This window comes from Paenibacillus jiangxiensis, from assembly GCF_046098255.1.
GTDB lineage: Bacteria > Bacillota > Bacilli > Paenibacillales > Paenibacillaceae > Paenibacillus > Paenibacillus jiagnxiensis.
The window spans coordinates 111,141-124,751 of sequence record NZ_JBJURI010000007.1 but is presented as its reverse complement, the minus strand read 5'-3'; the positions used below and the strand labels follow the sequence as shown (position 1 = coordinate 124,751).

Here is a 13,611-nt window from a genome sequence, read left to right as displayed (position 1 = left end):
GTGCAGCTATTTATTCCGTGATTGACTGTTTACCGACAGATTTGGGGGAATAAGGGCTGTGTAGTTCTGAAGCTAGAGCAAATGAGCTTATACACGCGGATTAACGGCACTATGGCCGGGTTCTTATACGGGATTTGTTCAACAGCTTCCGCCGCCTCATCGGGCCTGCGGCTGTGAACTGCCCGTTAACGCAATCTTTTGAGCAAAAGGGTTTTGAAAAGATTGGGTTTTCGTATATGATGGAATTTGACACTCCACACGACTAAAGCCGTGGGATTCTTGGATCGTTAGCTCACTATTTCTGCTTCGTGCAACTCCCAAGTTCAGGGCTGTGTCATCAGCTCATCCTAAGACAGTGCATATAGCATCTTAGGCTGGCAGACTGTTACCATCTGCCACAGAGGGGTGTTCAAATGTTTTTACGTCTTGTGCTTGACGGACTCCATAGATTGTACGCTCGGAAAGTCCTCTTTAAGTCCGAGCAACCGCATATCTATGCTGTTTCCAAAAGAGCGAACACCTGTTTTCATTATATCAAATGAAGCCTTGTCGAGCAGTTGAACGGCCCAAAGGCAGTTCTTGCTCGAAGCCGATTCATCCCATACCAAAAGGCAAGGGTTTTCTCGGCTAAATATTATGTAACAATTCGAAAGGCTGGACGGGAGACAGACATGGATCAACCGCTGTATGGAATTTGGCTCGGAGATGTATTTTTTTGTTTTTCCGGTGAGACGTCGGAACCACGCGTAGACGCTTGGAGCAGTATCGTACGCAAAATGAAGCTGAAGGACGGCTCACAGCCGTTCCGTCAGGCTGCCCTCCGGCTGGCGGAGCTGCGCCTGGCAGGTCCGGCGCGGCAGGAGCCGGTCAAGGGAGGCAAGCGGCGCGCCATGCTGGGACGGATGCTGGAGGGGCTTGCGATTGACGCGAAGGAGACGGCTGCTCTGCTTCTGCGGCTGAATGAGCAGGATTGCGCGGCTGCCGGCGTCCGTCTTGGCGAAGAGATCGGATACTGGCAGAAAGCGGCGCTGTTTGCGCTGGAGCTGCTGCAGCGGGGAGAGATCGTGCCCGGGTTGAAGGAGCTGCAGCAGAGCGGAGCAAGACGGCGCGGCGGTCAGGAGACCGCAGTGGGGGTGTGGCTTCCGCGGCTGAGCGGAGAGGAGAACATCGCCCGTTTCCGCGAGCTGGCCGCGGCGATGCCGGCCATCGGGCTGGCGGCGCCTGCCGCTTTTGCCGGGAGCGAGCCGGGCTCGCGTGAGGAAGCGGCCTGTACGGTGCTGCATTCCTTTATGTCCGCGATGATCCATACGGAGACGGCAGCAGCCGTCGCTCAGGCGGAGCGGGAGATCGCCAAATACCGGGCGGATTACCGACGCGGCCGGTCCCCGCTGGCGGAGCTGTGGTGGAACAGCCTGCTCACAGGCTCGCGCCCGCTGACGGTGCAGGGCACTGCGGCGGAGCTGGAAGAACTGTCGGAACAGATATTTTCGCTGCCGGGCGCAGCGATTCCATATATTGAACGGGAGGAGAAGGAGCCGGAGGAAGGCAGCCTGCGTTTATGTCTGCGGCTGGAGCCACCGCTGGAGGAGATGAAGGAGTGGCGGGTGTCCTTCTGGGCCGAAAGCGATGTAGAGCCGGGCATGCGGCTGCCCGCAGGGGCCATTTGGTCCTACCCGGAGCCGGATCTGATGCGCGGGGATGTCGTATACCGCGATGTCCATGTACAGCTTCTCACAGTGCTGGGCCGGGCATCCGAGCTGTCGGCGGATATCCGTGAGATGCTGCGGCATCCCCGGCCGGAAAGCTTTCTGCTGGCGGCGGAGGATTTCTTCCACTTCCTTGCCGAGGCGGTCCCGCTGCTGCAAAAGAACGGGGTTACCGTTCAGATGCCTTCCCGCTGGAGCCGTGAAGGACGGCGCCGGGCGGGACTCAGGCTGCGGATGAGGGACGCCGGGCAGGCGGAAGGGCATTCCACACCGCTTGGAATGAGCCAAGTCGTCGCTTTTGATGCGGAAGCGGTGCTTGGCGGAGAGAAGCTGTCCGTGGAGGAACTGGAGGCCATCGCGGCTGCCAACCTGCCTTATGTCAGGCTGCGTGGCGAATGGATCGAGGTGGACCCGAAGGAGATCCGGCAGGTGCTTCGCTTTATGAAGAAGCAGGAGGAGGGAGAGATGTCCTTCTCCGAATGGATGCACCTGGCAGCGGAACAGGATGCGACGGGCGAAGCCGTATGGAAGGGATTGTCCATTTACGGAGCGCAATCGTTCGGCCAGCTGGCTTCCCTTGCCGAAGGCGGCGGCCTGCGTTCCGTCAAGCCGCGTCCTGTACCTTCAGAGCTGCACGGCCAGCTCCGTCCTTACCAGGAGCGGGGGTATCAGTGGCTGGCGGCAATGCGTGGCCTGGGCTTCGGGGTATGTCTTGCGGATGATATGGGGCTCGGCAAAACCGTGCAGGTGATTACCTGTCTGCTGGATTACAGGAAAATCCGCACAGAGAACGGGCCCGCCCTGATTATCTGCCCCACTTCCCTGCTGGGCAACTGGCACCGCGAGCTGCAGCGCTTCGCTCCCGACCTGTCGCTGTACATCCACCATGGAGTACAGCGGGTGCATGGAACGGATTTTCAGGAGCAGGCGCGCATGCATGATATCGTGCTGACGACCTATCATCTGGCAGGCCGGGACGGGCCGGATCTGTCGTCTCTCACCTGGTCGTCCATTGTCCTTGATGAGGCGCAGTATATTAAAAATGCCCGCACCAAGCAGTCGCAGAGTGTCATGAAGCTGTCCGCCCCGCACCGCATCGCCATGACAGGCACGCCTGTCGAGAACCGGCTGAGCGAGCTGTGGTCGATATTCCAGTTTCTGAATCCCGGGTATCTCGGAACTGCTTCATCCTTCCGTCATCGTTATACGACGGCAGGGGATGAGCGGGGGGTGGCGCTGCGCGAGCTGCATCGGCTGGTGTCGCCCTTTATGCTGCGCAGGCTCAAGAGCGATCCCGACATCCGCAAGGATTTGCCGGAGAAGCTTGAGCTTAAGTCATACTGCGCCTTGACGCCTGAGCAGGCGGGCATGTACCGGGGCGTAGTGGATCAGCTGATGGGCCGCATTGACGGACAGACGGGCATCGCCCGCAAAGGTCTGGTGCTGTCGTCGCTGACCAAGCTGAAGCAGATTTGCGACCATCCCGCGCTGCTTGCCCCAGGGCGAAGCGATCTGGCGAAGCCGGAGGCCTCCGGTAAAATGCAGCGGCTGCTGGAGCTGGTGGAGGCGATCCGGGAGAACGGAGAAGCTGCGCTTATCTTCACCCAGTATGTGGGGATGGGCGAGCTGCTCGTATCCCGGCTGGAGCGTGTATATGGACAGAAGCCATTTTTCCTGTACGGCGGGCTCGCCAAATCGCAGCGGGACGACATGGTTCAGCGCTTTCAGCAGGGCGACGGCCCCGATTTGTTCGTGCTGTCCCTGCGCGCTGGCGGCGTGGGTCTGAACCTGACCCGGGCCAGCCATGTGGTGCATTATGACCGCTGGTGGAATCCGGCGGTGGAAAACCAGGCTACAGACCGTGTCTTCCGCATCGGGCAGAGCAGGAACGTGCAGGTGCACAAGCTGATCTGCCAAGGGACGCTGGAAGAGCGGATCGATGAATTGATAGAGAGCAAAAAGGCGCTCTCCGAGCAGGTTGTCGGCTCCGGCGAGAACTGGCTGACAGAAATGTCGGACGAAGAGCTGCGCGGGCTGATTTCTCTGCAAAACGACATCTGGGTATAAGGGGGAGCGTTATGCAAGTCAAGCTGCAAATTTCCGCAGGGCACTGGGAAGCAGAGGTTACGCCCGCGGCCGGTCCGGAGAGTGATCCGGACCAGGCTGTATCGGCCGGATGCCGCGTCTCCGGCACGGCCACGCTGCTCACAGCGGAGCAGAAGGAGCAGCTGCTAGCGGAGCTTGGGGACTGTCCGCTGGAGCTGTACAAGCTGCTCCAGGGTCGGGACAGTCCCCTGCTGGCCGCGTGTGGCCTGCCTCCTGTGCAGGCGGAGGCATGCTCCTGCGGAGACGCGGACTGCTGTCACGCGGCCGCCGCGGCGCAAGCTCTGGCTGCTTCGCCGCTGCAGCGGCTGGAGCTGGCGGGCCTGCCGCGGGAAGAGCTGCTGCGCGGCGTCTTCGCCGCATGGCCGCAGGAGGCGGAGGCAGCCTCCTCCACTGCGGCCACGGCTGGAGCCGGTGCGCGCAGCGGCAGCTCACGCGGCGGCGTGGCCATCAACGAATGGATTGCCGAGGCGGCCGTGGAGGACACGCTGCACCGGCCCGGGCCGGGCTTCCATTCGTTTGAGGTCAAGCTGCCACAGGAGCTTGCGGCGGACGGCGGCCTGCCGGATGCAGCGAAGCTCCTGCCCGGTCTGCCGCGTGCCGCGCAGGCGCTGGAGTTGGTCCGGGAGAAGGCTGCCGCCCGCGCCCGGGAAACGTCTTTGCCCAAAAACAGCGGATAACGCCGCATAGGGCCGCATACTGGAGCATCGGAGCATAGAGGTGCGCGGAGAGCCTTTAGGCGTGTTTCGTGCCGCCTGCGTTTTGATGTAAAATAAAAGTTGATTGCCTTATTTACATGAAGAGAAACGGAGAAGCGACATGAAACGAAATAAAGAAATCATATATGGAACAAAGTTGTTATCTGGTACAAAGCTGCTGTTCCCGGCACTGCTGCTGCCGGGCCTGCTGCTGGCAGGCTGCGGGACGAACGGCGCGGGAGCCCAAGGAAGCCCGCAGGCCAATACACCTGCTGCTGACGCACAAGCGCCGCAATCCGATACTCCAACAGCTGACGCTCCGACAACTGATGTACAAACCCCGGAAGCCGATGTTCCAACATCTGACGCTCAGACCCCTGAGTCTGATGCGCCGGGTGCTGACGGCCAGACCGTGAAGCCGGCCAAGCCGGAGACATCTTCTGGGGAGAAAGAAGCAGAAACGGAACAACAGGCCGGGAACAATGACGGTGGAGGAAAGGCCGATGCCGCTGACAGCAGTAAGGATGCTGATGACAGCAGCAAGGACGCTGGTGACAGCAATAAGGATGCGGAGGCAGCCGATCCGGTTATGGCAGCACGAGCCGCAAGCTCGCTGCAGACAACCATCAAGAAGGCGGGCGGAGTCGCCGTTGTAACGAATGCCACCGCCCAGACGGTGATTGTCAATAAACAGCGCAGCCTGCCCAAAGGTTATGAGCCCTCCGATCTGGTGGTGCCGAATGTGCCGTTTTCCTTCGATGGCCCTCATGAGAAGCGGCATATGCGGAAGGAAGCCGCAGGAGCGCTGGAAAAGCTATTCGCAGCTGCGAAAAAGGACGGTATTAAGCTGCGCGCAGTGTCCGGCTACCGCTCCTATGCACGGCAGAAAACGATCTACAATAACAACGTAAAAACCAAGGGGCTGGAGTATGCGTCCAAGGTCAGCGCTGTTCCCGGAATGAGCGAGCACCAGACCGGCCTTGCCATCGACGTATCCAGTCCGAGCGTAGGCAACGCGCTGGAGCAGTCCTTCGGCAGCTCCAAGGAAGGCAAATGGCTGGCAAAGCATGCCCCTGAATACGGCTTTGTCATTCGTTATCCGAAAGGAAAAGATGACATCACCGGTTATGTATACGAACCGTGGCATATCCGTTACATCGGGGTTGACCTGGCGGAGGATGCAGCAACCAAGGGACTGACTCTGGAAGAGTATTTTGATGAGGATCATATTAAGTTGTAACGGTACGGATAGGAATATAGCCTGTCCGCCCGTTTCAAGAACCGTCTTCAGCCGAAGGCGGTTTTTTTTGTAACGTTTAAGCATATCACATACACGTCGGTACTCTTTTCGGTCAGTAGATGCTGCGGGATCTTTAAATATTTGATATTCAACACACGAGTAGCCCGCCCCAACGGGGCAGGCAGGATACTCCGGGTAGATACAGGCTCTTCTCCCCGTTCTTATACAAGGCAACTCATCAGTGAGGAACGGACTCGTTTAAGACTAAGAACGGCACGCATGAAAAAAAGCTAAATGTCCCTCAGCTGGAATAAGCGCCGCTTCCTATAAACGAATCGTAAAGCTGCGTGTGAACGGCTTCGCCAGCTCATCATAATCCCGAAGTTCAATCGTAAATGTGTAGCTATTTTGCGATTGGCTGGCAGATACGGTGCCGCTGATCGTCCCGGTGAAGCGGTCGAGTGTCAGTCCGGCAGGAAGACTGCCGCTTTTCAGTGTCCAGTCGTAGAAAGGAACACCGCCCTTGGCTGTTAGCTTTTGGTTGTAGCTTTGCCCTCTTGTGGCATTAGGCAAGGAAGTTGTAACAATTTCCGGTTCGAGAAAAGGGGTTAGCTTGCGGTTCAGCTTCCAGCCGGCTTTCTCGGCAATGAGCAAGGTTAGCTTGGTGAGCATCCAGCGGCGTACCGGAAATTCTGCCGACCAGCCTGCGCTTTGACCGCTGAGACGGTCCCAGTATTGCCGGTCTCCCGGGATATGGTAGCTGCTATCCAGCGGAACACGTACACCCTGGTACGCTTCGACGACCGCGTCAGCGCCGCCGCTGCTGTGATAGGCTCGCATTCCTGCCCACGAATCGCTGAAAGCAACGGCATGGCCGAACTCATGCATAATGAGGCCATATACATCCGTCACCTGTGTGAGATCGGTTTTGTACCAGTCGTCATCATTCAGCGAGGTGAACACTTGAGCATCGGGATAAAAATCCAGCGCGGTTCCTAAGGAACGATGGATGGGACCTGGCACCCGTACGCCGTTTCTTGTATGGTAAGAGCCGCTGTTGCCAGGCCATCCCGTCGAATACGGGCCGTCGAGGCCCCGCAGGAAAATCCATTCCCCATTATATGGCGCGTTATTCGTTCCAATCGTATGCCCGTTCCAGTCATTGTTCGGAATATAGTTGCGTTCGGCTCCGGCAGGAACGGTATCGAATGGCTCCATATCGAAGAAGTAGAACCAGTCCTTAATCGCCTGCTCGGCGGCTTTGCGAATACCCGGATCATCAAAATAGTGATTGACTGTATCGTAGCGGTAATCGAATACCAGCGGAAAACGGGTTTCTTGATTATCGTCCTGGTCCCATACCCGGATCGGAATCGTATGCGTTCGTGAAGCTCCCGCACTGTCCGCAATGGTGAGGGAGAGCGTATAGTGCTCAATCTCGTCCGGGCCGCCGTTGCGGTCTGGTGCAACCTCCAGCTTGAAATCCTTCCTCTCGGATGCATTATTAAAATTTAACACCTTCGTAGCACCAGTGGCAGATAATGTGCTGGGCAGATTCATCATGAGCCGGGACGTGCCTTGTGCCCTGAGTGTGATGGTGATCGGATACGCCGCACTGGCAGGAGGCTTCACGGTCAGATTAATGAAGGGGTTGGCGATATAGCCCTGCCAATCCACCAGATCAACGCCGTATCCATTAATGATACGTCCGAAGCGGTCAATGACCTCGGCATCGCTGCCAATCGCTTGCGGGGACATGCTGGAGGCCGGGACTTGTACGGTTTCGTTATTGACAAGAGACTCCTTCATAGAAGCAGAGCCGCATGAATCAGATTCAATGTTTGCCGACAGGGGTGGTCTTGCATGTTCTTTACACATAACAGCATCCTCCTATAAGCCGGGCGGCCTCTAAACCGGGCAGCAGCAAGGCTTCCACGTAAACCGCCCGCCTTTTTAAATGATTAGGGCATACGGATGAATCATTCACATTACAAGCCATTCACATGTTAAAAAGTTAACGTCATAAAATGTTCGTTTTAATCGGCTCCTTCGGCATACGAATTGGCTCCCAAAGGACGAGCATTAACGGTTGCTTGCTGAGACCAAGCCCTGGATTTCCTGTGCCGTCAGCGCTTTGTTGTAAATGATCAGCTCATCTACCGCGCCGTTCAGATAGGGATCATCGAACTGGGATTTACCGATATAATTCCGGTCTGTCAATCCAAGACTAGACGGATTCAACGTCATATTAGCGTTACGCGTTGCTTCCACACCGTCCACATACAATATCCCCGTATTGCCTGACAGGGTCACGGCCACATGCTTCCAGATGCCTGTAGCCAATTCCGGTGCGTTCAACTGCTGCTCTTCCCCGTTCCCCGAGATGGTGATGGCAAAGCGCATACCTGTCCCTTCGGCCTTCGGGGTCAAAAACATATACCGATCCGTTCCTGTTCCAAAATCAAACAAGCGAGCCCAGCCGTTATGCGTGTTTACTCGTACCCAGGCTGCAATCGTAAAGTCATTTACGCTGCTAACGATACCGGCAGGCAGGCTGGCATAAGCGTTTGTACCGTTGAAGTGCAGGGCATTGCCCTTCCGTCCGGTACCCCACGTGCCACCGCTTACGCTGGCATGCTGCCCGTGACCGGACGAATCGGCTGCGGTAGATCCGGCTGTTTCATTAAAATCATAACGGGCTATAATATCTCCGGCAGGATCCGGATTGCCTGAACCTGACTGAATACGAATATCGTAGGTGGCCGCAGTTCCAATATTCAGTCTGACCGTCGTCGGCAAGGCATTGGCAGCCGTGACAGAGCCGATCTTTGTGCCGTCCACGAGCACGTCATACGTACCTGCCGCAAGCCCTGTCATAGTCAAAGCAGTGGTATGAGCCGTGCCCGGTGTCGTATTTTTCAGCGTCAGACGGACGTTGTTCTTGGACTGGGATACGATGGCCGAGCTATATTGGTCCCGGTTCAGCTCCAGGCTCAGCTTTTGGGTGATCAGATGCAGACGTTGAAATACACCGTCCTTTGGAATAACCGTATAGCTGTTATTGCTTTCCGTAACGTCACAGCCGTAGCCGTACAGGCCGAATATCGGATCGACCGCTACATCCGAGCTTAGTATTTTAATCGCTCCAAACAGCCCCAGATCGGCTTCCCCGGCCATGCCGCGCCATCCGTTAAAGAGAGGACCGCCGTCCAGGCCCAGAGCGCCGTAATTGCCCTTGCCTGCCTGATACGTCCACGCTACTGTCCCGATATTGGCAGGATCAGAACTGATCTGTCCTGAGTTAATCGCTCCGATGTTCGCCAGCTTGGCGGCATAGGATAGACGTTGGTCCACTTCAGGCTTGGATGAATATCGTCGTGTCCAATCGTCCATGGCATAGCCCGCCAGCGAGGTGGTGTACTGGAAGTTCCACCAATTCTCCCCGGTAATAGTGACTGGATCGGCATAATAGTACCAGACAGGCATATGACCGCGCGCGGCGCGTGTTTTGGCATTGATTTTGCTCATCATCGTCGTGTTGTTGTTCATTTTGGCCAGCGTATATACCGCTTCCTCGCCTGTATTGTCGTAATTGTATTCGGAGCCGTAGGGATAGGTGGTGTTTTTGAAGTTGTTGTACTTGGTGGACATTTTGCCAATGACATCGTTGGCCTCAGTGGTCAAGCCTTCTTCCTGAAGTGCTTTAATGATATCTGGTGTGGTCAGCTCACCCATGAGCCCCGTGTTCCAGTTATAAGCGACAGGACCTTCATACAATGCCTTGAAAATACGATAAGCACGCAGCAAATACGTATTTCTGCTGTTGCGGTAGCTGATCAGGTTGGGATACAGCTTGGCGAGCTTATACATACTGAAAAACGTGTTGTAAACATGCGGATAGGCATAGCCGCGGTATGTCGGTGTCGTATTAGGCTGCGGCATCAGGAAATCAGGAACCAGATAATCGGTATGATGTCCTTCCATCAGATTCGTCCAGATCGCCACCTCCAGATAATCATCGACTGCCTTGATCTCGGAGGCTACAGGTTTCTGGACATTTTTCTCCGCCAGAAACTGGCCGTGTGTCAATCCCCAATCATCCCCCCAGCCCCAGTAGCCTGCAAAGCTGTTGCGCTTGGCCTTGTATTGCATCATCCAATCGTCAAACACCTTGTCCCGCAGATCGCCAGGTACCTGCCACTGCGTGCTGTTAACCATGAAGGTGGAGTGACGCTGGAGCGCAGCATCAACAGGTTCGATCGCATAAAACTGCAGGACTGTTTTTTCGCCGTTGCCATAGTTCACCGTAATATTGTTGTGTCCCAGCCGTCCGAGCGTCAGTTCATATATTTTATGATTTGTAGAAACCGTTTGCAGATAGCTGATCGTGGTTTCGGACGGGTATTGGGCGGTAACAGAGGTAATGGATTTGCTGGTGTGCAGATCAAACTTGGCTTTGAGATTGGTTGGGACGATCATGCCTGGAACTACAGTCACATCCACATGGGCCTCGCTGTACAGCCTTTCCTTTACAGCCTGCTCGTCCGCTACCTTGAAAAATTTAAAGGCATATGTTTTGCTTTCGCCCGGAGCAAGTGACAGGCTGGTGTTCCCGAGATAGCCGCGATTGGTGCTTTTAATGACATTGGAGTGAATATAGAATACATTCAGCCCTTCGCTCCAGCCGCCTTGGTCCATCGCCCATTTACTGCCGGGATGTTCCTCCACTCTCCAGTGGTCCTGATATTCGAGACCCGCGCCGGTAGAGGCATCAGGGAGAAGTAATAAATACGGACCGATACCGCTAGGACGCGCAGCAGTAATATAGGAGCTGTTATGTCCTACAAAGGAGTGAGAGAGCACCCTTGTTTCATAGATTTGTTCGTTATTGCCGCCGGACCAAAATTCATTGAAGGGAAGCGGCAGTCCCCAATCTCCGATTTCCAGCGTTTGATTAGAGGTGTTGGTTACTTTCATTTGCCAATGCAAATAGTCATTAACCAACGAATACGTCTCAAGTAAAGTAAAATTGCGTATTCCCTGAGCATTTGATGAATTTTGATAGGACACCTGAACACTGTTGCCGGAAGAGGTGATATTGCGTGCATCAGCAGAATTGCTTGTCCATGCCCGCGTCCATGCTCCGTTACCAAGACGGTAAGTGAACATAAGCTCACCGAGCCACTGATGATCTGGTGTATTTTGATTAGGTGCGTTGGAGCCGTTCATAACATAATTCGTATTGAATGTGTCCCCTACCAGACGTAAGGAAGAGATATCTCCGTAATCTCCGACCGAGATGGAGAATACCTGATTAGATAGCTGTATTGCCATGCTATCAACCTCCTTGAAAAGATTTGTGAGAGCATACTCACAGCCTTAATATATGTAGGAGGAATGCTTTTGCAACCTTATGTGTGGAGATTGATAGAAAATAGATTCATATACTAATGCAGAAGAATAAAGGGGAAATGAACCTTCAGGCCGGCAAATCGCGTATAGTTGTAAATAGTGCCATAATCGTCAGACACGGACTGCTGCGTGAAGGGATAAAGCAGTTATGCACAATGGATGAAGAAAGGAAGGGAACAGCTATTTATTATTCGCTTATGTATCGGGAATGGTCCGAGGAAAAGAAGTGGGAGGTCCGCAGTCTGGCGCATGAATCCGTTTCAGGTGATGAGCTTTTCTTAAGAAAGCTTGTGGATGCGACATATCTGAACGGGCGATTGTGGGGACATACCTCTCATGAAAATGAAGATAATCTGGCGCATTCCATCTATGTGGCACCATTTAAGGAACAGGTGTCGGAGCCGTATGCTTCGGCGATTACAAAAGCCTTGTCCGAAGAACGATCCATACCGTCGATATTAAAGCCCTCGTACTGGTTATGGAACGAACACGGCTTCCATCCCATGGAGCGAAATGAAGCTTCGGTATTCACGCTGGAGCTGGCGAGGCGGCTGCTGGACCACTATACCGTGCTGGATGGCAGAACTTATCAATATTTATATTCCGTGCTCGATACCGGCCGCAACAGCGTGCATTTCTTCCTGGAGGAGGTCGATTTATGATGCGTGAGGAGTTCAAGACGGTGGTACCGTCAGACCTCAGCACAGGTGTGAACGGGTTGCCTTTCGTCCGGGACGAAAGCCTGACAACCGACCGCGGCGAAGGCCACGCTGCCAAACCGGGCTCCAAGGTGAAAATGGCGGCCTTCGCGCTGATGCTGGTCGTTCCGGCTGCACTGACAGGCTGCGGTACTAATGATGACTGCGATGACCCGGATTATTATAATCCGAATGCCTGTGATTATAACTCAAGTGGCGGCTCGTACTACGGGGGCTCCTACTATGGCGGCTCCAAAAAAAGCGGCTCCTCCTACAAATCAGGCTCATCCCACAGCGGCTTCGGCAGCGGCGGCTCTTCCAGCGGCTTCTTCTCGGGAGGTTAAGGGATGCGCCGGATTTTGCAGCTGCCGGCCCGGCACGAAGATTTGTTTACAGGCAGGATTGCCGAACAAATCCCTTATCACCGGATGTACGGCAAGCAGTACTGTCTGCCCTCGTTAACCTTGTACCGACGGGAGGAAATGGATGAGTTGGTCTATGCGTCGGAGGCGGTTGACGCCATCTACCGCAAAGCGCTGGCATTTGTGCAGGAGTATATGCCTGACAGCTATCTGACCGGCCCTCTGGGCATCCATCCCGGCCTGCTGCGCGCGGCGCGCATGCCCGTCCCCTGCGGCGGCATTACCCGCCAGGATTGGATTATCGGCGAGCAGGGCATGAAGTGCATCGAGAATAATACGGACACACCGACAGGCATCCCTGAGGCGGCTTATCTGGAAGGCGAGCTGGTGCGATTGGCTGAGGTCCCGGGGCTGGTGGCGCCTTCACAAGGAATGAATAATTTGCTGCGTGAGACGCTGTCGGCACTGATCGGGTTTTATAGGCAGCAGGGGCAGGATGGAAAAGTCTTCTTTACATGTTATGACTGGCACACTGAGGACCGCATGAACACGCGCTATCTGATGCGGATGTGTGAGGAGGCGGGTTTTGATACTGCTTATGCGCCGCTTGAAGAGCTGGAGATCATCCCGGGAGAAGGGCTGTTTCACCGGGGGGAGCCGATCCGCATCCTGTATCGTCTGTATCCGCTGGAATATTTAATTCATGACCGGGAGGAGGAAAGCGGTCTTGAAGTCGGATATGAGCTCATTCGTTTGATGGAGCAGGGCAAGCTTGGCCTGATTAACCCGCCGCAGCACATTATCAGCCAGAGTAAAGGCTTTATGGCCACGGTCTGGTCGCTGTACGAACGGAATGAGCAGACTCCTGAGTTTTGCGGGTTCCGGCTATTCGATGACAGGGAGCTGGAAATCATCCGGACATACCTGCTGCCAACCTATTTTGCTGCTGCGCCTTTTGAGCAGACCGGAACTGCTTATGCGGCCAAAGGCATGTGGGGGCGGGAAGGCAAGGGGACACAGCTGATGAACGCCTCTGGCGAAGCGGCTGCGGAGGCACATTTTCCGGTTGAGAAGAAGGATTTAACAGCTGAGGAGGCGGCTGAAGCGGCTGCAACAGCGGCTTATTACAACGAACAGCCCAAGATTTATCAGCGCTTTTGGCCGATGCAGGAAGCCGCAGCCGTTACGGAAGAAGGGCTTTACAAGGGGCATCTTCTGACAGGCATCTTTGTCGTGGGAGGCAGATTTGCGGGGGTGCTGCCAAGGATCGGGGAGAAGATCACAGGGGATATGGCCTTTTACTGCGCGGCTGCGGTTGAGCCGGATGAAGAAACTCGTTGATAACGAGTTTTCGCAAACTTACAACTTTAGTCATATTTAGTGCTGGTCAAG

General features: G+C 55.2%; 8 protein-coding genes. 6 read left to right on the top strand and 2 right to left on the bottom strand.

Features of this window, described 5'->3' with window-relative positions:
• Positions 1 to 671 precede the first annotated feature (671 nt).
• The 3 genes from ACI1P2_RS09550 (at position 672) to ACI1P2_RS09540 (ending at position 5,747) form a co-directional block, all read left to right on the top strand.
• Entirely contained in the window at positions 672 to 3,773 is a 3,102-nt protein-coding gene (locus ACI1P2_RS09550; RefSeq protein WP_355319081.1) for a DEAD/DEAH box helicase, read from the top strand.
• An 11-nt stretch (positions 3,774 to 3,784) separates the two neighbouring features.
• Positions 3,785 to 4,489: a phosphoribosylglycinamide synthetase gene (locus tag ACI1P2_RS09545; protein WP_355319079.1), complete on the top strand. Its 705-nt coding sequence runs from the start codon at positions 3,785 to 3,787 to the stop codon at positions 4,487 to 4,489.
• Positions 4,490 to 4,628: 139 nt separating this feature from the next.
• The gene (locus tag ACI1P2_RS09540; RefSeq protein WP_355319077.1) at positions 4,629 to 5,747 is read left to right on the top strand and encodes a D-alanyl-D-alanine carboxypeptidase family protein; all 1,119 of its coding nucleotides are present in this window, start codon (positions 4,629 to 4,631) and stop codon (positions 5,745 to 5,747) included.
• Positions 5,748 to 6,071: 324 nt separating this feature from the next.
• On the opposite strand, the gene ACI1P2_RS09535 is transcribed toward ACI1P2_RS09540, so the two are convergent.
• Together ACI1P2_RS09535 and ACI1P2_RS09530 are read right to left on the bottom strand one after the other, a co-directional pair.
• On the bottom strand, positions 6,072 to 7,625 hold the full coding sequence (locus ACI1P2_RS09535) for an Ig domain-containing protein (RefSeq protein ID WP_355319075.1): 1,554 nt from the start codon (positions 7,623 to 7,625) through the stop codon (positions 6,072 to 6,074).
• Between the two features lie 204 nt (positions 7,626 to 7,829).
• On the bottom strand, positions 7,830 to 11,081 hold the full coding sequence (locus tag ACI1P2_RS09530) for a DUF5695 domain-containing protein (RefSeq protein WP_408976184.1): 3,252 nt from the start codon (positions 11,079 to 11,081) through the stop codon (positions 7,830 to 7,832).
• 116 nt (positions 11,082 to 11,197) lie between these two features.
• On the opposite strand from ACI1P2_RS09530, the gene ACI1P2_RS09525 reads away from it, so the two are divergent.
• Genes ACI1P2_RS09525 through ACI1P2_RS09515 form a run of 3 tightly spaced genes read left to right on the top strand, consistent with a single transcriptional unit; the run spans position 11,198 to position 13,560 of the window.
• Positions 11,198 to 11,821, top strand: coding sequence for a hypothetical protein (locus ACI1P2_RS09525; protein ID WP_355319073.1), 624 nt, complete (start codon positions 11,198 to 11,200; stop codon positions 11,819 to 11,821).
• The gene (locus ACI1P2_RS09520) at positions 11,818 to 12,201 is read left to right on the top strand and encodes a hypothetical protein (protein WP_355319071.1); all 384 of its coding nucleotides are present in this window, start codon (positions 11,818 to 11,820) and stop codon (positions 12,199 to 12,201) included. The genes ACI1P2_RS09525 and ACI1P2_RS09520 overlap by 4 nt, the downstream gene beginning before the upstream one ends.
• A gap of 3 nt (positions 12,202 to 12,204) precedes the next feature.
• On the top strand, positions 12,205 to 13,560 hold the full coding sequence (locus tag ACI1P2_RS09515) for a glutathionylspermidine synthase family protein (protein ID WP_355319069.1): 1,356 nt from the start codon (positions 12,205 to 12,207) through the stop codon (positions 13,558 to 13,560).
• Positions 13,561 to 13,611: the final 51 nt, after the last annotated feature.